The sequence below is a fragment of the Phyllobacterium sp. SB3 genome (assembly GCF_040009165.1).
In the GTDB taxonomy this organism is placed as follows: domain Bacteria; phylum Pseudomonadota; class Alphaproteobacteria; order Rhizobiales; family Rhizobiaceae; genus Phyllobacterium.
The window spans coordinates 550,912-576,331 of sequence record NZ_JBDYKI010000003.1 but is presented as its reverse complement, the minus strand read 5'-3'; the positions used below and the strand labels follow the sequence as shown (position 1 = coordinate 576,331).

The following is a 25,420-nucleotide window of genomic DNA, read 5'->3' as shown; positions in this document are numbered from 1 at the left end:
CTTATCTGAACGCGAAGATATTTTCATCCGGGTCACCGGTCCCAGTTATCAGGCCCCGCACGAGTTGCGAAGCAACCATTGAAAACGTGATGCCATTGCCGCCATATCCAAGAACCGCATAGCAACGATCCATACCGGGTATAGCCCCGATAAACGGCAACCCCGTCGTGCTCGAGCCAAAACTTCCCGTCCAGGCATAATCGGCTTCTGCAGTAATTCGAGGGAACATCTTTTTGAGCTTCTTCAAGATTGCATTGGTCTTGGAAGTCAGTTTGGCATCGCGTTTCTCTTCGTCTTCAAATTCTTCATCTTCGCCTCCGACGATTATCCGCCCGTCCTGCGTCGTACGCATATAAAGATACGGATCGGAGGCCTCCCAGATCAGGCAACGTTCGGGCCAAAGTTTTTCGCGTTGAGGTACTGTCGTAAGCGCCCATGTCGAAATGATCTCGTGGCCTTTTTTGGGGACATGCTCTGGCAGCTCGTAACCGGTGGCGGATATGAAGTATTTACAGCGAATTTTTCGACCCTCTTTGGTCGTCGCCAAGACATCCCGCGATCTTGGCTCCACAGTTGCTACTTCGACAGGGGCGTAGATGCGCGCACCGCGATTAATGGCAACATTTAGATAACCCAGCGCCAACTTACGGGGATTAGCCTCGATATTATCGAAGCTCATGAGTGCCGCGCCGCGATCTATTCCAAATCTCGACTGAAGATCGTCGTGAGACAGATATCTGGTTTCAAATCCTGCCCGCTGACGGGATAGAAACTCTCGCTGCAAACCTTTCTCATCTAGCAGATCACCAGCAATGTAGAGCGAATCGCGGTCTTTCATTTCACATGCAATACCAAGATCTCGAGTTCGCTCCCGCAATGCATCCACGGCAAGCTTTGAACGCTTCCACGCACGCTCGGCATCGTTCAGTCCAATTTGTTTTGCCAAATGATGCAACGGCGTATCAATCTCGAACTGCAATAACGCGGTACTGGCTGGAGTTGAACCCATTACAGGTTTGCGCCGGTCGAGAACGGCTACGCTATAACCCGCCTCGGTTAAGCTTTCGGCCATTAGCGCACCACTGATTCCAGCTCCGACAATAGCAATGTCGATGGTGATATCATCCATCAAGGCATCAAATTTGACGCTCGGTGCCGCTTTCCCCAACCAGATAGGCTGGCCGGTTCTCAAGTTTCGGTGTTGTGTTGTCATGAAGAATCCCAGATCGAGGCATTGACGCTTCGAAACGGGTCAACTCACAGCTTCGTTCCATCAACAAGTAGTCAACGTGCTTTTCGACGGGCTGCCAGCAACATATACTTCGGCGATACAGCGATCATCGCCCATCGTTTGCAACAACATCAACTCTTCAACCAGCGTTTCAACCGTCTCCATCCGCACACGCATGGCAGGTGTGGCTCTTGCATCCAAAATGACGCAGTCAGCCTCTGCCCCCGGTTTGAATGAACCGATAACGCCATCAAGAGACAGCGCGCGGGCGTTGCCAAGCGTCGCCTGATAGAATGATCTTAGAGGATGATATCGCTGCCCTTGAATATTGAGGATTTTATATCCCTCATCCAATGTACGGAGCATAGAGTAGGATGTGCCCCCACCAATATCCGTGGCGATTGCAGTGCGAACGTCCGCATCCCGCAGTCGGGCAAGATTAAAAAGGCCGCTGCCTATAAAAAGATTTGACGTTGGGCAAAAAACCGCAACAGATTTGCTGCTGGCAATTACTGAAATCTCTGCATCGGTCAGATGAATACAATGACCAAGCAACGTCTTTGGCCCGAGCAAGCCATAGTGCCGATAAACATCAGTATAATCGCGGCTCCAAGGAAAAAGCTCCGCAACGAAGGCGATTTCGGCAGCATTTTCACAAAGGTGCGTCTGAACATGCAACTCTGGAAACTCGCGCACCAAGGCACCACTCATCTCCAATTGCTCCGGCGTCGATGTCGGTGCAAACCGCGGCGTTATTGCATAAAGTTGGCGGCCTTCACCGTGCCATTCATCAATAAGTTCCCTGCTTTGGTCGTAGCCTGACTGCGGGGTATCCAGCAGACCGGGCGGTGCATTGCGATCCATCATCACCTTGCCTGCGATCATCCGCATATTGCGCTTGTGCGATTCCGCGAAGAAGGCTTGCACCGACCCCTTATGGACTGAACAATAGGCTGCGGCAGTCGTTGTGCCGTTTCGGATAAGCTCATCGAAGAAGGCCGAAGCGATCCGTGCTGGGTGCCCTTGGTTTGAAAACTTCTGCTCTTCAACAAAAGTATATTTGTCCAGCCATTCCAGCAGCGCACCAGCGTACGATCCGACTACCTGCATTTGCGGATAATGAATATGGCAATCGATGAAACCGGGCATAATAAGGTGCGGTCGATGGTCAATGACCTCTACACTACCCCCCTCGCCTGATTGCAAGACTGTATAATTGTCCATAGCGACAATCTTGCCATCACGGATCAGCAAAGCCCCATCTTCGATGTATGTGAATGTCTCGGTGCTTGCTTCACCCATTATAGGTTCGGCGTGAAAAGTCAGAACACGTCCGCGTAGTAAAATTTCAGTCATTTGCTGGTTTGCTCAATGTCCCATCACGATACCACGCAACAATTTGCGCACGCTCTTCATTTGTTATGCGTGTTACATTGCCGGGCGGCATCGCGTGACTGACTCCCGCCTGAATGTAAATCTCATTTGCATGGGTCGCGATCAATTCCGCTGTGTCGAGACGTATACCCCTTGGAGGAAGAAGTATTCCGTCCCAAGCTGGTTCAGCTGAATGGCACATTGAACACCGGCCCAGCACTGTATCCTGAACCTGCTTGAAATTACTTACTGCAAGAAATGGCTCTGCAGCGCGCGAGATTTTCTCGTCACCGGTCAGAATTTTGGGAACAGTTGACAGCCAAATGATCACAATAAAAAGAATGGTGCTAACAAGCCACGTCCAATGCGGATTGCCCGTTCCTGCATGCTTGGAGTTGAAATAATGGCGGATGAGAACGCCTATAATGAAGATCAGCGCAGCAATAACCCAATTGAACTGTGTGGAATGTGCCAGAGGATAATGGTTTGACAACATCAGAAATATAACTGGTAGCGTCAGGTAATTGTTGTGAGTTGATCGCTGTTTGGCTTGTTTACCAAGCTTAGGATCTGGCGTTTCACCGGCGATCAGATCTGCAACCACGATTTTCTGGTTAGGGATGATCAGCAGGAAAACATTGCCCGACATAATTGTAGCTGTAAATGCACCAAGGTGCAGGAACGCAGCCCGTCCTGTAAATAAATGCGTGTACCCCCAAGCCATGAAAACGATTACCCCATAGAGGACAATCATTAGGGCGGTATCGTTCGAAGCGAGTGGCGAACGGCAAAGCAGATCATAGACTAACCAGCCGAGTGACAACGAAACAAGCGATATCAAAATGGCAACAGGCGTTGAAACGTCCAGCACATTGGGGTCAATCAAATAGAGGTCGGCCCCCGCATAATAGACAATGCAAAGCAAAGCAAAGCCCGAAAGCCAAGTCGCATAGGACTCCCATTTGAACCAGATCAGATGTTCCGGCATATTTGGCGGGGCGATCATATACTTCTGTATGTGATAGAAGCCACCTCCATGGACCTGCCACTCTTCACCATTCACGCCTTGGGGAAGCCCGGAGTGCCTGCGCAGGCCAAGATCAAGCGCAATGAAATAAAACGATGATCCTATCCAGGCGATGGCTGTAATTACGTGCAGCCATCGCGCGGCGAAACTCAACCATTCCCAGAAAATCAGATAATCCATCGAAACCCCATGCCGATTCCGTCACACAATGCTGTCGTTCCAAGGTTGATGCAACTCCTACTGTTATTTCGAATCGTGGAAAATAATTCCCAACGTATTTCGCCTCCCACTGCGCACGCGGCTCACACCGTGTCGCATGTTCACGCGATAGTGTCCGCGTGCTCCTTTGACTGGGCGTTGGCTTACTGGAAATACGACGGCATCGCCTTGACGAAGCGGAACGATTTCAGCGCGGGATTGCATCCTGGGCCTTTGCTCTGTGAGAACGAATTCGCCGCCACTGAAGTTATCCCATGGCTGCGATAGCAGGATCGCAACCTGTAGGGGGAACACGTGTTCGCCGTAAATATCTTGATGCAGACAGTTGTAATCGCCTTCGCCATATTGCAGCAGAAGCGGGGTGGGGCGATCTTGTCCCGCGGCGTGGCATCGTTCAAGGAATTCATCGTGCCGGTCAGGATAGCGAATCTCAATTCCCATCAATTCATTCCAACGATTTGCAGCCTTTGCTAGCGGCGGATAAAGGGCTAGGCGCAACTTCTGAATGATTTCCGGTAGCGGATAACTGTAGTACTTATATTCACCACGCCCGAAGCCATGTCGCGCCATAACAATGCGCTTTCGGAACTGACCATCATCCGTGTAATTAGCAGCTATCTCAGTCGATTCTTCACGTGTTAATAATCCGGGCAGAACTGCACAGCCGAACTTATCAAGTTCCGCCTCTACGGAGACCCAATCTATTTTAAGCGTGTCAGTTTGGTGCATCATACTGCATCTCCTCCGTCAGATTTGAAACCAGCGTGCCGTTTTCTGAGTATTCTTCCACCCGTTTCCTGCGGAGCGCCATATTTTGCAGACATTTTCACAATACACGACGATTTTAAGTGACTCAGGGGGCCAGACTTCATAAATAGAGTCGCAACGAGGTGCATCGCGCCGCGATAAATTTGCATGGGAATAACTTATGGGTTTGTTTGGAAACAGAAAGACAGGAAGGCGCGGCCCTGCTCCGCTTCTGATTTCTGTTTTCTGGCTTATTTCCACTCTTAGTGCGACTTTGGCTGCTGGATATATAGCTGATCGCGATGCGAACATCGCGTCAACTGATGTTGGTAATCCGATAAAGAATGAAACACGGATCGCCCGTGAGCCTGATAGCTCGTCAGTGCCAGCGCAGAGACCACTCCGAGTTGCTGCTCTTGAAACTCTCCATCTGAAAATCAAAAGCGGATTGCGTGCCGATGCTGGCGCCCAAGACGGACTTCTGCCCCATGAAGTCCAGTTACTTACATTTCAGAAATTTACGGCGTTAGCGGAACAATTCGGGTCCGACTTGATATCGGACTACAATTCATCCTTCAGTGCCAGAGCACCGCCGCTTGCGGCTTAGTATCCCCGTTTCCTGCCAGGAGGCGACGATAGTAAATTCCGGCAGCAAGCTGCTCCCAATGTGGCATGCCCGCTTTTCATAATGGAACACAGATATGCGTACTTCGAGATGGGTTCTCTGGACCTATATATTTATCATTCTTGCGGGCATTGTCCTTGCTTTCCCCAATATGTTTACCAAGGCTCAGCTCGATGCGTTGCCAAACTGGCTTCCCAAGAAGCAAGTGGCTCTCGGCCTAGATCTTCGCGGTGGTTCTTATCTTGTACTTGAAGTTGATGCAGCTGCTCTGAAAAGAGATCGTGTACGTTCCATTCTGGATGACGCGCGCGGTCGTTTGCGTACAGCAAAGATCCAACCACAGTCAGTGCGCGTGGCTGGCGACAGTGTGGTTGTCACAATTCCAGATGCTACGCAGCGTGATGCAGCGGTCACTGCACTCCGTGAATTGACTACCCAGGTTGCCCAAATCGGTTTTGCTGCGCCCGTCAGCGATATCGATATTTCAACGAATGAAAATCAAATCCGGCTTACACTGACCGAAGCTGGCATGAAGGACAAGCTCGACAACGCGTTGACTCAGAGCCTTGAGATTGTTCGCCGCCGCGTCGATCAGGTCGGTGTGGCCGAACCATCCATTCAGCGCGTTGGATCAGATCGCATCGTCGTTCAGCTGCCTGGCCTGCAAGATCCAAGTCAACTCCGCGCATTGCTCGGCAGTACTGCGAAGATGACGTTCCACATGGTTGCGGATCGCAATGCCGGTGAAGCACCGACTCCCGGCATATCCATCCTGCCCGACGCCAAGGAGCCGGGTGTGACCTATCCGGTTGAGGATCGCGTAGCACTTAGTGGTGAGCGATTGACCGATGCGCGCGCAGCATTCGATCAACAGACCAATCAGCCCATCATTTCTTTCCGTTTTGACAATATTGGCGCGCGTCAGTTTGCCGAAATAACCAGCCAAAACGTTGGTCGTCCTTTCGCTATCGTGCTTGATGGAAAGGTTCTCACGGCCCCCGTTATTCAGGTACCAATCACCGGCGGTTCTGGTCAGATAACCGGTAACTTTACGGTTCAGGATACGGTCACCACCGCTGCCCTCCTCCGAGCCGGTGCCTTACCCGCTCCTTTGACAGTTATCGAAGAGCGTACGGTTGGTCCAGATCTTGGCGGCGACGTCATCAAGATGGGTCTTTTAACGGGCCTGATCGGCTTTGCGCTAGTGGTAGGTTTTATCTTCATTCTCTACAGCGGATGGGGCTTGATCGCGAATTTTGCGCTCGCACTGAATATCATTCTGACATTCGGTATTTTGAGCTTGATTGGTGCAACTCTAACCCTCCCCGGCATCGCCGCTATCATCCTCGGGATTGGCTTTGCGGTTGATGCTAACATTCTTATCAATGAGCGTATCCGGGAAGAAGCGCGTAAAGGCATCGGCGCAATGGCTGCGGTGGACCGCGGCTTTAAGTTGGCCTACTCAACCATTATTGACGCCAACGCGACGCATCTTATCGCAACCTTCCTGCTCTTCCTTTTCGGCACCGGACCTGTACGCGGCTTCGCCATCACAATGATCATTGGCGCACTCGTGTCGCTGTTCACAGCGGTCACAGTCGTTCGTATCATCACGATGGCTATTGTTCGCCGTCGCAAAATGAAGACAATTCATATCGAACACCTGTTCAAGCTCGTTCCTGAAAACACCAATATCTCGTTCATGAACGCTCGGTTCTTTGGCATCGGTGTTTCAATCTTTCTGTCCATTGCGTCAGTCATTCTGTTTATTCATCCCGGTCTCAATTATGGCATCGACTTCAAGGGAGGGATTCAGGTCGAAGTCAACACGTCCAAGCCGGCTGACCTTGCTTCCATGCGCGAAAAACTGGAAGGATTGGGGCTTGGCGAAGTCGCACTACAGCAGGCCGGTGGTGATAGCCAAGTACTGATCCGTGTGCAGCGACAGGAAGGTGGTGAAGAAGCACAAACCATCGCTGTCACGAAGGTCAAGGCCGCTGTCGAGGAACTTGATTCAGGCGTGAAGATTGAGCGTTCCGAAGTTGTGGGACCGAAGGTTAGTGGAGAATTGGCTCGTTCAGGTGTCATCGCCGTCGTTCTTGCCAGCCTTGCCATGCTACTCTACATCTGGTGGCGCTTTGAGTGGCATTTTGCCTTGGGTGCCATAGCAACACTGATCCTCGACACTACAAAAACGGTCGGTTTTTTTGCGCTGCTGGGACTTGACTTCAACCTCACAGCCATCGCCGCATTGCTGACGATCATCGGCTATTCGGTGAACGATAAGGTTGTCGTGTATGACCGAATGCGCGAAAATTTGCGCATACACAAGAAGATGCCTCTGCGCCAGATTATTGATCTGTCGATCAACCAGACGCTGGCGCGTTGTATCTATACTTCCTTGACCGTGTTTCTCGCTATGCTTCCAATGGCAATCTGGGGCGGCAAGGCAGTGGAAAACTTTGCACTGCCCATGTTGTTCGGCGTTATTATCGCAACCAGTTCCTCATTGTTCATCGCGGCACCGATCCTGCTTCTTCTCGGAACGTGGTGGGAAAAGAACCACGCCCACCGCATCGGCTCCACGGAAAAGGCTGTGACGCAGGGGTGAAAATACCAAACTTAGCATTTGACGCTAAATATTTGCGGCGCATAGGAAAAATCGTCTTTCTTGCGCCGCAAACTGATGAAAACGGTTTGCAAGCCAAACTTGGTAGGCAATACTGTTGAACGACATGATTGTCAGAAAAATACAAATCCATCCGTAAACAACCTCAAGGGGGAGAAGCCGACATATGCCTCATGAAACGCCGCTGATTGCGACAATCGTCATAGGCCTTGTATTAGCCTTCATTTTTGGCGCGATTGCCAACCGCCTGCGTATTCCCCCCCTTGTCGGTTATCTTGTTGCCGGTGTACTCGCCGGTTCTCACACCCCCGGTTTTGTTGCAGATCAGGAACTGGCAGCCGAGCTCGCCGAAATCGGTGTCATTCTTTTGATGTTCGGTGTCGGGTTACATTTTTCCCTTAAAGATCTTCTGTCTGTCCGGGCAATTGCTATCCCCGGTGCAATCGTACAAATTCTTGCCGCAACGCTTCTTGGCATGGGTCTTGCTTGGGTCTTGGGGTGGGACATGCAGGCAGGTTTCGTTTTCGGTCTCGCCCTTTCTGTTGCAAGTACCGTTGTTCTTCTACGGGCAATGCAAGAGCGCCGGCTGATCGAGACCGAACGTGGACGCATTGCAGTTGGTTGGCTTATTGTTGAAGACCTTGCAATGGTGCTGGCTCTCGTCCTGCTTCCTGCAATTGCAGGTGCGCTTAATGGCGGAGACACGCCTAGCGGGCCAATTCATGCAAATGCTGATCCGATAGCAGCTTACTTCAATCTGGGGATCGGCGGTGTTATAGCCCTAACCCTTGGGAAAGTTGTGGCCTTTGTCGCCGTCATGCTGATTGTCGGGCGGCGGGTCATTCCCTGGACTCTCCATGCCATTGCACATACCGGCTCACGTGAACTTTTCCGGCTCGCTGTCTTGGCAATTGCACTTGGCGTGGCCTTCGGCGCGGCAAAGCTGTTTGGTGTGTCGCTGGCCCTTGGTGCATTCTTCGCCGGTATGATCATGAGCGAGTCTGAACTCAGCCACCGCGCTGCAGAGGAATCACTGCCGCTACGCGATGCTTTTGCAGTTTTGTTCTTCGTTTCAGTCGGTATGCTGTTCGATCCGATGACCATTATCAACGACCCGCTGCCATTACTCGCAACACTGGCAATCATCGTGGTAGGAAAATCGCTCGCCGCCTTCTTCATCGTACTCGCATTCGGATATCCGACAGGAACTGCTCTTATCATTTCGGCCAGTCTCGCACAGATCGGCGAGTTCTCCTTTATTCTTGCAGAACTTGGCGTCGGGCTGGGCATGCTTCCTGAGGAAGGCCGCGATCTCATTCTCGGTGGTGCGATTCTTTCGATCCTGTTGAATCCTCTGGTTTTCGCCGGGGTGACCTACTTGAAACCGTGGATGGAAAAACGTGTACCAACAGCCGCAGAACCAAGTGCCGAGACCGACACTCCGACGGAAGAAATCGATGTAGAGGAAATTCGTCCCACATCACTTACTGATCATGCCGTACTTGTGGGTTATGGGCGGGTTGGCAGTCTGGTTGGCGATGCCTTGAAAGAAGTCGGCAAGCCTTTTCTCGTCATCGAAGATGCGGATAAGACCGTCGCGAGATTGCGGGATGACAACATTGAAACGATCGTCGGCAATGCCGCAAATGGTGATATTCTGGCTGCCGCAAATTTGGCTGGCGCAAAGCAATTGATTCTTGCCATACCGAATGCGTTCGAGGCAGGCCAGATAGTGGTCAAGGCTCGTGCAGCTAACCCAGTCATCAGCATTTTGGCTCGCGCTCACTCCGATGCGGAGGTACAGCATTTACAGGATCTGGGCGCCGATGCCGTAATCATGGGAGAACGTGAGATAGCGCGTGGAATTGTTTCGCATATACTCAATCTGGACGAGCCGAAGCCAGAGGGACCACTGACCGAAACCTGAAACTAAAAAAATGATGATTGATAAGGCCGGGCGGGGAAAAATATGAAGCTCAAGGACTACATTTGGCCGGTCGTCGGACTGGCTGCTGTCGGCATTTCCGCATGGCTTCTATACAAGGAGCTACGGAGTATTTCTCTGGACGATGTAATCGACAGTCTTAAAGCTATTTCGATGCATCGCTGGGTGTTGGCTGCTTTGGCTTCTCTAATTGCCTATGCCGCTCTCGCTGGCTACGATCGCATCGCACTTTTACATTTGCGTCGCAAGATTTCATGGGTGTTTATTGCCCTGTGTTCTTTCACGACTTATGCACTGTCGCACAATATAGGTGCTTCCGTTCTTTCAGGTGCAGTCGTGCGCTATCGCGCCTATTCATCTCAAGGAATGAGCGGTCCCGAGATAGCGCTACTGATCGCTTTCTGTTCGTTCACTTTTCTTATTGGTGTGATGACTTTAAGTGCCATTGTTCTTTTGATCGAGCCAGAAATTCTACAGCGATTCAATTCCGAGTTGCCTCTTTCACTAGGCTACATCCTGGGAATTGGCTCACTGGCGCTTATCCTGCTTTACGTTTTTGGCAGTTGGCTTCACTTCAAGCCCTTACGTATTCGTCAGTTTACTCTTGAGTATCCACGGCTGCCGGTGGTTGCACAGCAACTGATTGTGGGGCCTCTGGAACTTATTGGCGCGGCCGCAATCATCTATTTCACGTTACCAGCGGCTGGAAATCCTGGGTTTATGATTATCCTCGGCATATTTTTGGTTTCATTTTCTGCAGCATTAATATCGCATGCACCCGGGGGATTAGGGGTTCTCGAACTGGTGTTCCTCACTGGCTTACCGGACATGAATCAAGCCGATGTACTTGCCGCCCTCATCATATTTCGTTTGTTCTATTTGCTGATTCCATTTGCCCTTTCACTTGTGATTGTGCTTGTTTTCGAGCGCTCGCAATTGTTGCTGCGTTGGTACAAAAAAGACGAGTGAGCGCCCGTTCAATTTCACCTCAGTGCTCATTCACGCAGGAAATATTTTCCAGATATCCCGGACTTTAGTGCACAGTTTCTTCAAGAGCGTGGCTCGACACTCTATTTTGAACACAGACTTCAACATGGAGTGACGCAATGACAACATTGATTATTCCGGGATATCGCGGATCGGAAAACGGACATTGGCAGCGCCAGTGGCTCCTTGAGGATGAAACATCGCGCCTTATTGAGCAGGATGACTGGAACAATCCGGTTCTTTCGCAATGGCTTCATGTGCTCGAAGCTGCACTCGCCGAGACGCCCGGAGCCATTTTAGTTGCTCATAGCCTTGGATCCATCCTGGTTGCGCACCTCGCAAGCCGACCTTCGGCTGCACATGTGGCAGGTGCAATTCTCGTAGCGCCAGCAGATGCCGAGCGCATGGCCACATGGGATGAAAAATTTCAGAGCTTCGCGCCCCTACCCCGTCATAAGCTATCCTTCCCATCAGTTGTCGTCGCAAGCCGCGATGACCCATATATGTCATTCAACAAGGCACAGGCACTCGCGAATGTTTGGGGTTCCGGCTTCGTAGACATGAAGAACTCCGGACACATCAACATTGAAAGCGGTTTTGGCTCATGGCCGGAAGGTCATATCCTCGCAGATTCAATGCGCAGACCTCAGCAGATTTTTGGCAGGCAACACGCCGCTTAGCTTAGTTGTTTTCGTTCAAGGATGTATTTGAGAACCAGCGTTATGACAGCAATCAAGGCCAATGTTGACGACGCCGCAAATGCCCCCGTTACATTGTAGTCATTGAACAGCAATTCTATCTGCAATGGCAACGTATTTGTTTGCCCACGGATTGCGCCGGACACGACGGAAACAGCGCCAAACTCGCCCATTACGCGGGCGTTGCAAAGCACGGCACCGTAAAGAAGGGCCCAACGAATATTCGGCAGCGTAACATAAAAGAAAGTCTGCAGCCCGCTGGCACCTAGTGTGATCGCCGCCTCCTCGTCCTCGCTACCTTGCGCCTGCATGAGCGGGATCAATTCGCGTGCAACAAATGGGCTGGTAACGAAAAGGCTCACCAGAAATATCGCTGGAACGGTGAACATAATCTTGATGTCGTAGCTCTCCAGTAATGGTCCAAGTAGCCCTTGGCTACCATACAGAAACAAATAGGTCACACCCGCAACGATCGGAGAGACTGAAAAAGGAATTTCGATAAAGGTGATCAATAGGCGGCGCCCGGGAAATCTAAAGCGCGTTACCAACCAAGCCACGCAAATCCCAAACACCATATTGATTGGGACAACAACGATTGCCGTGAGGACTGTCAACCATATAGCGTGCAAAGTTGCCGGTTGGCTTATCTGGCCTAAATAGACGGCCATCCCTTCCCGAAAGGCATAGGTAAAGATTACCAGCAGGGGCACGCCTATAAGCACAAGCGACAAAAGCATTGCTGCAATAATCAAAAGCCATTGCGAAAGCTGCCCTGGTCTTTTGCCGTGCCGTTTCGAAAGCTGCAACCCTGCCACGGGTGCAATCAGATTAGTTGCGTTCTGCATATCTGAGCTGCCAAGCCTGTATGGAGTTTGTAACGAAGAGCATAACGAATGCGATGAACAGCATGACTGTGGCGATCGCCGCGGCGGCCGGATAGTCATATTCGTCCAACCGGATGAAGACGAGAAGAGACATTACTTCGGTTTCAAATGGCAGATTACCCGAAATGAAAACGATGGCGCCAAATTCTCCCAGGCTACGTGCAAATGACAGGCTGCATCCGGCAATAAATGCCGGCAAAATAGCTGGCCAAATTATATTGGCAAATATTTGCCAGTTCGTAGCGCCCAATGAACGGGCAGCCTCCTCAACATCTGTCGCCACATCTTCCAATACCGGCTGAACTGTGCGGATAACGAAGGGAATACTGGTGAACATCATGGCAAGTGCTATGCCAAGTGGTGCATAGGCCACCTTGATGCCAAATGGTTCCAGATACCGACCAAACCAACCATTGGCAGAAAACACAGTTACCAACGCCAGCCCCGCAACCGCTGTAGGTAGTGCAAAGGGCAAATCAACTACAGCATCGAGGAGGCGCTTCCCGGGAAACTCATAACGCACTAAAACCCATGCGAGTAACATTCCGAACATCGCGTTCAGAAGAGTTGCCAGTAAAGCTGCACCGATCGTTATGCGATAGGTAGCGACAGCCCTGTCAGACGAAACGATAGACCAAAAATCAGCCCAACCCAGATTGAAGGACTTATAGAGCATTGCCAGAAGCGGCAGCGCAACAATGATCATAAAATACAACAGCGTCACTCCGAGAGTGAGACCGAAACCCGGCAAAATGCCGCGCTGACTGGATTTCGAAAACAATGACATGAAGGTTTCTTAGTTCATCCGGGCTTTAACGCAAGCGATCTATTGAACAGAAAATGGCGCGGGCAACTGACCGCGCCATTTTCTCAAAGTACCGACAGTATTTGCCTCAACGTTTGGTAAATACCTTGTCCAGAATACCACCTTCCGCCAAATGATCCTTGGTGACTTTACTCCAGCCCCCGAATACATCCTCAACCGTCAAAAGGCGGGTGTCCGGAAACTGCGATGCATACTTCGCTTTAATGGTCTCGTCGTGGACGCGGTTATAGTTCTGCGCGAGAATGTCCTGTCCTTCGGGCGTATAAAGGAACTTCAAATAGCTCTCAGCAATGGCGCGAGATCCTCGTTTATCAGCAACCTTATCAACTACCGATACCGGAAACTCGGCCAGAAGGCTCACCGGCGGGACAACCGCTTCATATTTATCTTCACCAAGTTGCTTGCGGGTGCCCAGTACCTCAGCCTCAAAAGTTACCAGCACATCTCCGATACCACGTTCAGCGAAAGTCGTGGTCGCCGCACGACCGCCCGTATCGAACACCGGAACATTGGCGAGCAGTTTCTTGGCAAATTCCTGCGCCTTTGTCTCATCCTTATTGTTCGCTTCAAGCGCATAGGCATAAGCAGCCAGATAGGTATACCGCCCGTTACCGGAAGTTTTTGGATTTGGGAAAACAACCTTGACATCATCGCGAACGAGGTCATCCCAATTCTTGATGTTTTTTGGATTGCCCGCACGCACCAGAAAAGCCGGAAGCGAATAATATGGAGATGAGTTGTTTGGTAGCCGCGACTGCCAATCAGCAGGGATCAGGTCGCCCTTGTCATGCAGCACCTGCACGTCAGTAACCTGATTGAAGGTTACTACATCCGCTTCTAGTCCTTCCAGAATGGATCTGGCCTGCTTGGACGAACCAGCGTGTGATTGATTAACAGTAATATCCTTGCCCACCTGCGCCTTGTAGGCGACGCTAAAGGCCTTATTGATCTGCTCATAGAGTTCACGGGAGATATCGTAAGATACATTGAGGATTTCGGTAGGCTCATCAGCTGCCTGTGCCGGAGTCAAAACAAATCCTAAAGCCAACGCCGCATAGGCAACCAATTTTTTCATTAAATTCTCCCCGGCCGAGCACAACTTGCGCTCCGCATTTCTAGCCACACCCAGTCCGCTCTACTTTTAACTTAACGAACAATTTTTGCGAGATTGACGGGAATTGCGGCCAGAAGGAAGATTTATATTGTCAATAAATCCGGCCAGCCAGGATTCAAATTCTATAAATTAATAAAATGCGAGAAAACGCCAAATAGCATTCTGTCGTTTTCCGATGCGAGTGAAAACGGATCAGACTGGACTCGTAAATTTACCAGAAGCCACGATGCTGCCAGCACCATAGAAAGTCTTCTTCTGTCCAGTTGCGGCGCTTTTTTGCTGAAGCCTCTTCCTCATCGCGATTCTGCGAGTCGCGAGCAGTAAACTCAAGATTTTCCGACGTGAAAACTTCCCGCCACAGACGCTCCGCGCGATTAAAAATGCCTGATACTTCACTGTACATTGCGACCTCCTGAAATGAACTCGGTTGCAGAGTGGAGTTGCCATTTACGGTCAACGGATACCCAATGATGACGCCTTGAAATTATTTGTCAACAATCACTACTGTTTTAATCGTGTATCGGAAGAGTGGCTTATCGAAAGTCAGAGACCTCGCAGATATTAATGATTTATTATTTTTCAGCGGCTTACCCGCCATTATGAAGACATTTAGCTGCCACAAAAAAACTCAAATTTTTAACGTTTTTACACTAGAAAATGTCTAGCGAGGGACTATGACTGCATCCAACCGGTTGTCAGGCAAAGAAGAATGATATCGCAAAAAGCCAAATATGCCCTGCGGGCACTAGTCGTCCTTGCACGCGCTGACTCCGAGAAAGCTCTTTTCATTTCGGATATTGCGGAAGAGCAGAACATTCCCAAAAAGTTCCTTGAACAAATCCTGCTAGACCTCAAGCGCGAAGGCATTGTCACGAGCCGCCGCGGGAAGATGGGAGGCTATCTTCTTCTCAAGGGAGCCGATGATATTACGTTCGGCGAAGTCCTGCGTTTGATTGATGGTCCTATTGCTTCTCTTCCCTGTCTTAGCAAAATCGCCTATCGACGTTGCGAGGATTGCACCAGTGAAGACACGTGTGAAATTCGTCATGTTTTCAACGAAGTAGCAAACGTAACTCGGGGTGTTCTCGACGGAACAACAATTGCTGATTGTCTTGTTCACGGAGAAAAAGGCAAAATACCCGCGATCCTGGATATGTGATTGTCATGAGCGGCGAAGATCAAGATACGCAGCGATTTTACTCGGAAAATGCTGAGGCCTATGCCAATCGCGACCATAATCGATCTTATGAACAACTGGATTCTTTTCTTACTCGCCTCACGCCCGGTTGTTCGATTCTGGAATTAGGCTGTGGCGGAGGTGATGACAGTGCTCATATGTTGGCACGAGGTTTTGACGTTACGCCGACCGATGGAAGTCCGGAGCTTGCTTATCAGGCGCAAAAGCGCCTTGGCGTTCCTGCAGAAGTAATGAGATTCGATCAAATTGTGGACCGCAGCAAATTCGATGCAGTTTGGGCTAATGCCTCTCTCCTGCTGTTCCCCGAGCAGACTTAAAAGCAGCTCTTCAACGCATAGAACGAGCGCTCAAGCCTAATGGTTGTTTTTTTGCAAGCTACAAGGTCGGCGAGCAGGAAGGCCGCGACGCGTTCGGTCGTTATTATAATTATCCGTCACCGGAATGGCTTCGGCAGGCTTACGGCCAAATCTGGTCTTCGGTTGAAATCACCAGTCTTATGGGTAGTGGTTATGACAATGAGCCTACCGAATGGCTCCACGTCATCGCGACTAAGGCGTCATAATTTTCCATCTTATGTAAAGACAGCTTTGCCTATAACCGGCGTAGAGGGAACAGCTAGATCGCGTGGTTCAAGCATGCCTGCTTGATATGCCGAGCAGCCTGCATCAACAGCTTTGGCAAAAGCGTCGGCCATCGCAACAGGATTACCTGCCTTAGCCACCGCAGTGTTCAATAAAACAGCATCAAATCCCAATTCCATTACCTCGGCTGCATGCGATGGGCGCCCCAATCCTGCATCGACGATCATAGGTACTTCAGGAAAATGCCCGCGCATGGAACGTAATGCATATCGATTTAACGGTCCCATTGCCGAACCAATAGGCGCGCACCATGGCATGAGAACCTCACACCCGGCTTCCAGCAGGCGTTCTGCTACAATCAGATCGTCTGTTGTGTAGGGAAATACCTTGAAACCTTCTTCGGTGAGAATCCGTGCCGCCTCCACAAGCGCGAAGACATTCGGCTGCAAAGTGTCGTGATTGCCAATGACTTCCAGCTTGATCCAGTCAGTCGAAAAGACGTCGCGTGCCATATGTGCCGTCAAAACGGCCTCTTTTACTGTGTGACATCCCGCTGTATTGGGCAGTACGCGCAAATCCAACGAACGGATTAGAGACCAGAATCCTTCACCCGATTTCGCCCCGGACATTTCTCGTCGAAGCGACACTGTAACAATCTCTGTTTTTGATGTTTTGATTGCATCAATGAGAATTGCAGGAGACGGATACTGCGCCGTGCCAAGCATAAGGCGGGACGATATCTCCTCGCCATACAATTTCAGCATGTCATCCACCTTGTTTGGGTGTTAGAATCTCGATGCGATCACCGCTCTTTAAAACGTGATTCTGCCTCTCCGTTGCACGCACCAATTCACTGTTCACTGCGGTTGCAAGCCATTCACCTTCAAAGTTCAATTCAAGCAACAATGCGTCAAGAGATTGCGCCACGACGTCATGCGCTTCGCCGTTCACGATGAGTTTCATGATGCATGCTCCTTTCCTTCACGATCATATCAGCAGCCTTTTTTGCCATTGTGGGTGCGAGCAGAAAGCCGTGGCGGTAAAGTCCGTTAATGCTGATTATATTGCCAGACTTGACCACACGCGGCAGATTATCAGGATAGGCTGGGCGAACCCCCGCTCCGGTCTCTATGACTTCTGCTTCGCCAAATGCGGGATGAACACCGTAGGCAGCGTTCAACAATTCCATTATTGAACGCGCAGTTATTGGTCCGTCTGCATCGCTCTCAATCATCGTGGCTCCCACCATGAACATATGGTCCGGTCGGGGTACGACATATAGCGGAAAGCGCGGATGCAAAAGACGCACCGGACGTGCCAACTGAATATCTTTCGTCCGTAGGATAAGCATCTCCCCACGCACTCCCCGTAATTCAGTGTCCGCTGCTGCTATTCCGGTGCAATCAACGATCCAGTCAAAGCGGGAAGCCTCAACATTATCCAGGCTTGTCTCAAAGCGGGTACTGAAAGCGACCAACTTGGTCTTCAGCTCAAACAGGGCAGCACGAGGGGATAAATGTGCTTCGCTTTCAAAGAAAAGCCCCTTCTGGAAAGCCCCAGCAAGATCCGGCTCCAAAAGCGAAATTGCTTCATCACCGATATGCACAAAACCGGATGTACGCGAACCGAATCGATCCAGATCTTTCGCATCTCGCGAGGAAGCGATTACCAGCGTGCCTTTGCGCGTTACCGAGCCGGGAAGTGTTGCCTCCCACCAATCCGCCGACCGTAGTCCAAGTTCGACCACCGTTTGTTCAGCGCTTTCCCGTTCACACCACGGTGCCAACATGCCACCGGCATACCATGAGGCGGCAGCCTTTCCGTCTGGATAGGGTTCAACGATGGTAACCTCAGCGCCGCGTATACGAAGCTCATAGGCAACTGTGAGGCCGGCGACGCCAGCCCCTTTTACCAAAACGCTTACCACGTCATTCTCCAGCGGTGAGCGGCAAGTAAAGATCGCCGCCAACGCGGAATTTTTCCGCCATCGCAGCCATGCCTTCTTTTTGTGCTTCTGCCCGAATGTCATGTGAAATGCGCATCGAGCAGAATTTTGGTCCGCACATCGAGCAGAAATGAGCTACTTTATGCGCTTCCTTCGGTAGGGTCTCGTCGTGATAAAGCCGTGCCGTTTCGGGATCGAGCGACAAATTGAACTGGTCTTCCCAGCGGAACTCAAAACGCGCGCGCGACAGTGCATCATCGCGCAATTTCGCGGCCGGGTGCCCCTTGGCAAGGTCCGCCGCATGAGCGGCGATCTTATAGGTAATGACGCCAACCTTTACATCGTCACGATTGGGTAATCCCAAATGCTCCTTGGGTGTAACGTAGCAAAGCATCGCCGTACCAAACCAACCGATCATTGCAGCACCGATACCAGATGTAATGTGATCGTAACCGGGGGCAATATCGGTGGTGAGCGGTCCAAGCGTATAGAAAGGTGCCTCGCCGCAAACGGCAAGCTGCTTGTCCATATTCTCCTTGATTTTGTGCATCGGGACATGGCCTGGCCCTTCAATCATGACTTGGCAATCTTTGGCCCAGGCAATTTGTGTTAGTTCACCTAAGGTCTCCAACTCGGCAAACTGCGCTGCATCGTTTGCATCGGCTATTGAACCTGGACGCAAACCATCTCCAAGGGAGAAGCTCACATCATAAGCTCGGCAGATATCGCAAATCTCATCAAAATGTTCGTATAAAAAGCTTTCGCGATGATGATGTAGACACCATTTTGCCATTATGGATCCGCCCCGCGAAACAATACCTGTGACGCGGTTTACAGTCAGAGGAATATAGTGCAGCCGCACACCCGCATGAATGGTAAAATAATCAACTCCCTGCTCTGCCTGTTCGATCAGCGTATCTCTGTAAACTTCCCACGTCAGGTCTTCCGCGATACCTCCTACTTTTTCCAGCGCCTGATAAAGCGGAACTGTTCCAATCGGTACGGGCGAATTACGAATGATCCACTCGCGAATATTGTGAATATTACGACCTGTCGAAAGATCCATCACAGTATCGCCACCCCAGCGAATGGCCCAAACCATCTTCTCCACTTCTTCTTCCATCGAAGATGTCACGGCCGAATTACCGATGTTGGCATTAATCTTTACCAGGAAATTCCGGCCGATAATCATTGGCTCAAGTTCGGGGTGATTTATGTTGGCCGGTATAATAGCCCTGCCTCGAGCTATTTCTTCACGGACGAATTCTGGCGTTACATGATCCGGTACTGAAGCACCGAAGGACTCACCATCCCGCACTATGTTTCGGGCCACGTCACGGCCAAGATTTTCCCGAACTGCAACGTATTCCATCTCAGGCGTGATAATCCCGGCGCGAGCATACGCAAGCTGGGTTATGGCTTTTCCATCACGAGCCTTGCGGGGTTGATGCAGTATGGGGAATTCTCGGGTTAGTCGCTCACCAGTGGCGAAACCATTGTCGGCGGATTGGATCAGCCGTCCTTCGTAGGAGTAACTATCGGCCTGCTGCCCAACCTTCCATGTCTCACGGGTGCGTTCGATACCTTTATTGATATCAATACTTCTGGCTGTATCGGTGTAAGGGCCAGATGAATCATAGACAGCAAGATTTGGTTCACCCGCAGTAGGATGAACGGAAATTTCACGTAAGGGAACGCGAATTTCGGAATGAATGTTTCCCGGTTTATAAACCTTGATCGAAGCAGGAAGCGGCCCCGTTGAAACCTTTGGGGCCTCGATAATTTTTGTTACAGCAGTCATCGTCAGGTTCCTTTGCGTTATTGCAGGAAACCCAGTTCTGTGCCGGAAGGATGAAAGAAGCTTCGCGAATCCAAAAATGGATTCAGTGCCAATGCACCATGCGCGATAACCTTTGCACCGTCCCTACGCCAGTGTGAACTGGATCAGGTTCAACGGGTCACTGCGCTTGGCTATGCCTGAAGCAGTATCTCAGCCCCTTGTCGGGACTCCCCTGGTGAATGGCTTAAAGTGAACCGCTGGACACGTTATTGTCAAGCGGCTCTACAATCATGAATTCCGAAGCGGCTTCAACACACCGGCCCACTTGGCCAATTCTGTCAAAACAGTCGTAGCGCTGGTCGCGACAAGTTCGTTTGGTGTAAACACGCCATCATCATTGATAAACTGCTGATAGGAAGGGATTGGAACACTCTCGCCAAGCGGCACCATGCGGAGTGCCGACAATAGACCCTTGACAGATTCCGTGGCGCGCAAACCGCCCGAAACACCGCCATAACTGACAAAGCTTGCAGGCTTGTAGTTCCACTCATTCCACAGGTAGACCAGCGCATTTATCAATGACGGTGGGGCGTTATAGTCATATTCCGGCATAACAAAAATATAAGCATCGCCCGGCTCGATGGCCTCACTCCACTTCTTGGTGTGTTCATGCTCGTACTTTTTCATGCGAGGATGATTCGGCTCGTCGTAGATTGGCAGATTGAAATCAGCAAGATCGATCAGCACAGGCTCAAACTTGCCATCCTGCTTGGCAAACTCATTAAACCATTTTGCTACCGCAGGACCGCCGCGGCCTGGGCGCGTGCTTGCGATGATAATATTAAGCTTCAGTGCCATAGCGATCATATCTCCAAAAATCTGCGATGATCGATAAGTAAATACATTAATGCTTCGTGCAAGAAGGCACTTTTTTGAAACCGCACGATGCTGAAAGTACAATAAAACGAAACCCGCTACGGCCTTTCAGCCATGCGGGTTTGTCGTCACGATGAAAGGCAACAAAGGCCTATCAATATTTAGCGGTTATTGTAGTCGTTCCCTGCTGGCGCACCAGGACGTACAATACGTTCTTTCTTTTTCGGGCCGGGTAACAGACCCTCACGCTGAGCCTGCTTGCGTGCTGCCTTGCGGGCGCGGCTTACAGCTTCAGCTTTTTCACGAACGCGGCGTTCGGATGGCTTTTCAAAAGCCTGACGGGCTTTCATTTCGCGAAATAGACCTTCGCGTTGCATCTTCTTCTTCAGAACCCGAAGGGCCTGTTCAACATTGTTATCACGGACGAGAACTTGCAATCGTTTTCCTTACTCATGCTTGCCTCGTCTTGCGGAGACGAAAATGACCACAATCAGACAAGCGTTTTAAAGAATTGCCCCTACGGCAATCCGGAGAAGCGCGGACTTTATTCAACCCCGCGCCAAAAATCCAGTGCACCCAAGCAATTAACTTGGTGCAGTCCCAATGTAGTTGTTCAAAACACTACTTTCGTAATCATTACATCAGCAGCCCAAACACCGGCCGGCAGGCTAAATCCCGACGCTTGGCTCACAGGAAATTACTCATCATGTTTATTCGCACCCGTCGTCACGGGTTGCGCGCCGATATGATCTGCAAATGTCGCGCTTGTAAATCCATAAGTTTGGCTTTCGTTCGTTTCCGGCAGCATGCCACGATTCCATTTGAGCCATTCAAGTCGGATGCTTTTATAAGTATCCGGTAGTCGATTTTTGAGATTTGCCCGCTCTAACGGGTCATCTACAACGTTGAAAAGGAACTCATTCGCTAGAATCTTGAGATATTTATAGTTTCCGATACGTGCTGCACGCTGAGCATTTCCCTTGTAGCGCCAAAACACATTGCGCGATTTGACCTGTTCGTTTCCTGTCAACACAGGCAAAATGGATAGGCCATCCGGCTGGTAGGTGGGATTAACATTTGTTTCTGCAGCTTCCAGCAATGTGGGCAGCCAATCCATGCTCAAGGTGACTTGCTCACTGGTTTGTCCGGCGGGTATTTTCGCTGGCCAACGTATGAGGGCGGGAATCCTTATACCGCCTTCAAGCAACTCGGATTTTTTGCCGGAGAAAGGCCAAGTATTTGAAAATCTTTCGCCACCATTGTCGCTCGTAAAAATGATGATTGTATTTTCACTGATGCGATTGTCAGAGAGGGCTTGCAGTATTCTACCAACCTGAAAATCCAACCGCTCGACAATTTGACGATAGACATCCTGAGTACCCGCGTCAAAAGCAGCCAAACCTGCCTTTTTCCGAGCGGACTCCTCTTGTCCTTGTATTCCCGGAGCCTCCCATGGCCAATGTGGGGCATTAAAATGCACGCTTGCAAAGAATGGCCTTTCACAACTATCGCTTTTTTCAATCAGCTCAACAGTCCTGTCACCAAGAAGATCCGTAAGATAGCCAACCTCATTAATCTGAACATCATCTTCCCAGAAGTCCGCACCATGATTGTAATAATCGAGTGCTGGCCCTCGAAATCCGTAGAAATGATCATATCCGCTCTTCAGTGGACCATAATTGGGATAAGCTCCCAAATGCCATTTCCCAATCAATGTTGTCTCATATCCGGCCTGCTTTAACAGAGACGGCAATGTTGTCTGGGAGGGCGGCAATCCTACATTGCGCCCCGCAAGTGGCTCTTCCAAACCAAGCGGCAATCGATACTGGTACTGGCCGGTCATAATTGCTGTTCTGGTCGCTGAGCAAACCGACGAGTTGGAATAGGCCTGCAACAGGCGAACACCATCATTTCCAATCTTATCGATGTAAGGCGTTTTTATTGTCGGATGCCCGTAAGATGAAAGGTCGGCGTATCCAAGATCATCAGCAAGAATAAAAATGATATTAGGTTTTTTGTTGAGATTGAGCGCCCCTTTACCGCTTGCAGCTGTCGCCAGCATCGTTCCAATGGCTGCACCCTGCAGCACCTTACGCCGCGTTATATTTGTCGCCATAATCAATGCCCTATAAATTATAGTATAAAATTCTCAATATCGTCGCTGTGATAAAGGCTTAAACCGATGGACGGGATATTGAGCTAGGGATGGGGTGTAATTCAAGAAAACCGATGCTGGTATTAAAGAGATTCTAGGAAAAATAATGCATCTTGATGACTTATGGTCCCAACGGCCCATCCTATTGACGGCTCTGTCTCCCTCTGAACGAGCCATCATGACATTGACAATAAAAAAGCGCGGACACACGTGTCCGCGCTAGTTCCGAATGCTGGAAGAGTTATTGGCTAACTCTCAAATTGCAGCAGTAATGATAATTTCTACTTTATACTCTGGTGTCGCAAGCTTGGCTTCGCCGGTTGCACGCGCTGGAGCATTTGCCGGATCAACCCAAGCATCCCACACTGCATTCATCTCACCAAAATCCTTCATATCATCGAGCCAAATAATGGCCTGCAACAGCTTGGATTTGTCGGTGCCTGCTTCTTTCAGCAAACGATCAACGGACGCGAGTATATCTTTCGTCTGATCAGTTACGCTCTTGCCGGGGCCACCGACTTGACCAGCCAGATACACCGTATTGCCATGAATGACGGCTTGGCTCATACGCGGCCCTGCTTCAATACGACGAACGCTCATGAAAATCTCCTCTGGAAGGTTTCAGAACAAGCGGATGCTTGTTTGAGTGCAAGAAAAAAGGGCCATATGGCCCTCTTTTCAGAATAAGTGGTGGGCACAGTAGGGATCGAACCTACGACCCGCTGATTAAGAGTCAGCTGCTCTACCAACTGAGCTATGTGCCCGTCAGCCGCTTCCGCGACGACAGTGAGCGCTCTATAACGGGGCAAATCTTGCCTGTCCAGCCCTTCGCAAAACTTTATCGCGTTGATCGCCAAGAACGTGAGTTTTTTGCTCTCAGACAAACAATCTACCTTCCGCCACCCTGATCGCGGAGCCACCAATTCTTGCGCCGATTAACTTTCTATCTTTGACATCAAGTTCCAATTGCAGGTTAGAAGGACGGCCCATCTCGTACCCCTGCTCGATAGACAGGCGAAGCAAGCCGTCTAGCGGCTCGTCGAACAAATGAACAGCTCCGGCAAAGGCAGCAGTGGCTGATCCAGTTGCGGGATTTTCATAGGTCCCATCGTTGCTCACGAACATACGTGAATGAAAGCTACTTCCATGCTGCATGGTTTCCCGGCAATAAGCATAGACCGGCAATTGGCGATGACCGATACGCGGTGCAACCTCTCGTATCGCAGTCTGGTCAATATGAATACGGGCGGCTGTAGCCAGCCCATGGATCGGCACTAACAGGAATGGAACACCTGCATCCCAAATACTTGGGACGTGATTCTCGAAACCGATTTCATCGGGCTCAAGCCGCAGCGCTTTTGCAATTGCCACTTTATCATAATTGTAACCTACCCTTTCAGGCAATTTTGGAAGGTCGAATTCAGCAAAAGTCCCATCCTTACTCAGCTTCACGCCGCAACGCACAGGACCAACTTGCTCCTCCAGGATGATAAGCACGTCCTGACTACTTCCCGCATCGCCAAATCGCTTTTGTGCAAGCGACACCGCCGTTCCGACTGTCGGATGCCCGGCAAAGGGCATCTCATAATCCGGGGTAAAAATACGAATCCAAGCTGTATGAGAGGCGTTTTGGGCTGGCAGTACAAAGACCGTCTCCGAGAGATTGAACTCGCGTGCTATCCTTTGCATTGCCTCATCATCAAGGCCGTCCGCATCGTGAACGATCGCCAACGGATTTCCCTTCAAGACTTCAGAGGTAAAAACGTCATATACTTCATAATGGCGATCAGACATTGACAATGCTCCTGCTAAAGCCAGTGAAAATAGAGCAACACCCTAGTCGTTCAAGCCAAACCTTGTAACGGTTACATTTGGCTGAAATGCCAATCACCAAAGGCTCGGAATGTGGCAGGTGTCGTATCGCTCATATCGGCCGGCGACGTCACAGCAATTACATCGTCTAGCTCCGAATTGATCTCACCCGCAATATGATGGCGTATACGAGCGAGCAACTCTTGCGAACTCAAATCAAAATAATAACGGCGGAACAATGCAATACTGCAATCTGCGGTAACAAGGTAGATATTGCTATCGAAGCGGCGCGCATCCATTAGATCGATTGCCGTTTCCTCCATAACCTCTCGTTGCATGTTGCCGTCAATATCGATGCTCTCATTGCGAACATCGCCTTCATCAAAAGACCCAGCAGGGAAATAAACTCGTCCCGCAGCTGCTGTCGAACTCGCCATTCGTCCCGCAATCAGCGCATTGTCACTGGAAACGATCACACCTACCGCGAAAATATGCCAAGGCTTGAGCGATGCATTATTCCGCTTCCAATGCATCATCGTCTCGAAACGCGTTCGCTTATAAACTGCTTCAAACAAGCCGCGAGCGATATGTGCTTGTTCGGCCATGAAGAAATCGCCATTGAAAAGCGCGGGATTTGCTTTGCGCTCTGCTTCCCAATTTGCCGCAATTTCTGATTTGTTGTCCAGTACGTAGGCCAGGGTGCCGTCTTCTATTCGAATCGAGGCATCTCTAAGCTCAATCACTGTCTTCTCGGGAAAGGCTTTCAT

23 protein-coding genes, 1 tRNA gene, 1 pseudogene and 1 riboswitch are annotated in these 25,420 nt (G+C 50.3%); of the genes and pseudogenes, 6 read left to right on the top strand and 19 right to left on the bottom strand.

Translation table 11 applies throughout. The features are described 5' to 3' along the window. Position 1: 1 nt before the first annotated feature. The 4 genes from ABKW30_RS13965 to ABKW30_RS13950 form a co-directional block, all read right to left on the bottom strand. Positions 2–1,213 (bottom strand): FAD-dependent oxidoreductase, encoded by a 1,212-nt coding sequence (locus ABKW30_RS13965; RefSeq protein WP_348599526.1) that lies wholly within the window; start codon positions 1,211–1,213, stop codon positions 2–4. Between the two features lie 60 nt (positions 1,214–1,273). Further along, entirely contained in the window at positions 1,274–2,587 is a 1,314-nt protein-coding gene (gene guaD / locus ABKW30_RS13960) for a guanine deaminase (protein WP_348599525.1), read from the bottom strand. Further along, the gene (locus tag ABKW30_RS13955; protein WP_348599524.1) at positions 2,580–3,812 is read right to left on the bottom strand and encodes a urate hydroxylase PuuD; all 1,233 of its coding nucleotides are present in this window, start codon (positions 3,810–3,812) and stop codon (positions 2,580–2,582) included. Before ABKW30_RS13955 ends, guaD begins: the two co-directional genes overlap by 8 nt. A gap of 63 nt (positions 3,813–3,875) precedes the next feature. Continuing rightward, positions 3,876–4,583 (bottom strand): 2OG-Fe(II) oxygenase, encoded by a 708-nt coding sequence (locus tag ABKW30_RS13950; RefSeq protein ID WP_348599523.1) that lies wholly within the window; start codon positions 4,581–4,583, stop codon positions 3,876–3,878. 716 nt (positions 4,584–5,299) lie between these two features. Between ABKW30_RS13950 and secD the strand changes: the two genes are divergently transcribed. The 4 genes from secD (at position 5,300) to ABKW30_RS13930 (ending at position 11,464) form a co-directional block, all read left to right on the top strand. Further along, the gene (secD, locus tag ABKW30_RS13945) at positions 5,300–7,834 is read left to right on the top strand and encodes a protein translocase subunit SecD (protein ID WP_348599522.1); all 2,535 of its coding nucleotides are present in this window, start codon (positions 5,300–5,302) and stop codon (positions 7,832–7,834) included. Positions 7,835–8,018: 184 nt separating this feature from the next. After that, positions 8,019–9,779: a YbaL family putative K(+) efflux transporter gene (ybaL, locus tag ABKW30_RS13940; RefSeq protein WP_348599521.1), complete on the top strand. Its 1,761-nt coding sequence runs from the start codon at positions 8,019–8,021 to the stop codon at positions 9,777–9,779. A gap of 42 nt (positions 9,780–9,821) precedes the next feature. Then, entirely contained in the window at positions 9,822–10,766 is a 945-nt protein-coding gene (locus ABKW30_RS13935) for a lysylphosphatidylglycerol synthase domain-containing protein (protein WP_348599520.1), read from the top strand. Between the two features lie 137 nt (positions 10,767–10,903). After that, on the top strand, positions 10,904–11,464 hold the full coding sequence (locus ABKW30_RS13930) for an alpha/beta hydrolase (RefSeq protein ID WP_348599519.1): 561 nt from the start codon (positions 10,904–10,906) through the stop codon (positions 11,462–11,464). Here the strand turns inward: ABKW30_RS13930 and cysW are convergent. The 4 genes from cysW to ABKW30_RS13910 all read right to left on the bottom strand — a co-directional run bounded on the left by cysW (position 11,461) and on the right by ABKW30_RS13910 (position 14,709). Then, positions 11,461–12,327, bottom strand: a complete 867-nt coding sequence (cysW, locus tag ABKW30_RS13925) for a sulfate ABC transporter permease subunit CysW (RefSeq protein WP_348599518.1) — start codon at positions 12,325–12,327, stop codon at positions 11,461–11,463. The genes ABKW30_RS13930 and cysW overlap by 4 nt on opposite strands. Then, on the bottom strand, positions 12,311–13,153 hold the full coding sequence (cysT, locus tag ABKW30_RS13920; protein WP_348599517.1) for a sulfate ABC transporter permease subunit CysT: 843 nt from the start codon (positions 13,151–13,153) through the stop codon (positions 12,311–12,313). The genes cysW and cysT overlap by 17 nt, the downstream gene beginning before the upstream one ends. Before the next feature lie 106 nt (positions 13,154–13,259). Continuing rightward, positions 13,260–14,267 carry a sulfate ABC transporter substrate-binding protein gene (locus ABKW30_RS13915; protein WP_348599516.1) on the bottom strand — a complete coding sequence of 336 codons (1,008 nt, stop codon included), beginning with the start codon at positions 14,265–14,267 and terminating at the stop codon, positions 13,260–13,262. Positions 14,268–14,517: 250 nt separating this feature from the next. Further along, a complete protein-coding gene (locus ABKW30_RS13910) occupies positions 14,518–14,709 on the bottom strand; it encodes a hypothetical protein (RefSeq protein WP_348599515.1) in 192 nt (63 codons plus the stop codon). Positions 14,710–15,015: 306 nt separating this feature from the next. On the opposite strand from ABKW30_RS13910, the gene ABKW30_RS13905 reads away from it, so the two are divergent. Next, a complete protein-coding gene (locus ABKW30_RS13905; protein WP_348599514.1) occupies positions 15,016–15,465 on the top strand; it encodes an Rrf2 family transcriptional regulator in 450 nt (149 codons plus the stop codon). A 5-nt stretch (positions 15,466–15,470) separates the two neighbouring features. Beyond that, positions 15,471–16,066 (top strand): annotated as a pseudogene (locus ABKW30_RS13900) (class I SAM-dependent methyltransferase). A 9-nt stretch (positions 16,067–16,075) separates the two neighbouring features. Here ABKW30_RS13900 and ABKW30_RS13895 read toward each other — a convergent pair. From ABKW30_RS13895 to ABKW30_RS13845, 11 genes are all read right to left on the bottom strand, one after another. Next, entirely contained in the window at positions 16,076–16,849 is a 774-nt protein-coding gene (locus tag ABKW30_RS13895) for a thiazole synthase (RefSeq protein WP_348599513.1), read from the bottom strand. 1 nt (position 16,850) lies between these two features. Continuing rightward, complete coding sequence (gene thiS / locus ABKW30_RS13890) at positions 16,851–17,048, bottom strand: sulfur carrier protein ThiS (RefSeq protein ID WP_348599512.1); 198 nt, start codon at positions 17,046–17,048, stop codon at positions 16,851–16,853. Beyond that, positions 17,017–18,012, bottom strand: a complete 996-nt coding sequence (thiO, locus tag ABKW30_RS13885; RefSeq protein WP_348599511.1) for a glycine oxidase ThiO — start codon at positions 18,010–18,012, stop codon at positions 17,017–17,019. Before thiO ends, thiS begins: the two co-directional genes overlap by 32 nt. 1 nt (position 18,013) lies before the next feature. Beyond that, positions 18,014–19,831 (bottom strand): phosphomethylpyrimidine synthase ThiC, encoded by a 1,818-nt coding sequence (gene thiC / locus ABKW30_RS13880; RefSeq protein ID WP_348599510.1) that lies wholly within the window; start codon positions 19,829–19,831, stop codon positions 18,014–18,016. A 102-nt stretch (positions 19,832–19,933) separates the two neighbouring features. Then, positions 19,934–20,054: riboswitch (TPP riboswitch) on the bottom strand. A 44-nt stretch (positions 20,055–20,098) separates the two neighbouring features. Beyond that, positions 20,099–20,668 (bottom strand): NAD(P)H-dependent oxidoreductase, encoded by a 570-nt coding sequence (locus ABKW30_RS13875; RefSeq protein WP_348599509.1) that lies wholly within the window; start codon positions 20,666–20,668, stop codon positions 20,099–20,101. Positions 20,669–20,847: 179 nt separating this feature from the next. Next, positions 20,848–21,123: a 30S ribosomal protein S21 gene (gene rpsU, locus ABKW30_RS13870; RefSeq protein WP_348599508.1), complete on the bottom strand. Its 276-nt coding sequence runs from the start codon at positions 21,121–21,123 to the stop codon at positions 20,848–20,850. Positions 21,124–21,383: 260 nt separating this feature from the next. Next, complete coding sequence (locus ABKW30_RS13865) at positions 21,384–22,802, bottom strand: sulfatase-like hydrolase/transferase (protein ID WP_348599507.1); 1,419 nt, start codon at positions 22,800–22,802, stop codon at positions 21,384–21,386. A 294-nt stretch (positions 22,803–23,096) separates the two neighbouring features. Beyond that, positions 23,097–23,441, bottom strand: coding sequence for a RidA family protein (locus tag ABKW30_RS13860; protein WP_348599506.1), 345 nt, complete (start codon positions 23,439–23,441; stop codon positions 23,097–23,099). A gap of 88 nt (positions 23,442–23,529) precedes the next feature. Next, a tRNA-Lys gene (locus ABKW30_RS13855) sits at positions 23,530–23,605 on the bottom strand. Between the two features lie 112 nt (positions 23,606–23,717). Then, positions 23,718–24,635: a PhzF family phenazine biosynthesis protein gene (locus ABKW30_RS13850; protein WP_348599505.1), complete on the bottom strand. Its 918-nt coding sequence runs from the start codon at positions 24,633–24,635 to the stop codon at positions 23,718–23,720. A 71-nt stretch (positions 24,636–24,706) separates the two neighbouring features. Continuing rightward, positions 24,707–25,420 carry an NUDIX hydrolase gene (locus tag ABKW30_RS13845; RefSeq protein ID WP_348599504.1) on the bottom strand — a complete coding sequence of 238 codons (714 nt, stop codon included), beginning with the start codon at positions 25,418–25,420 and terminating at the stop codon, positions 24,707–24,709.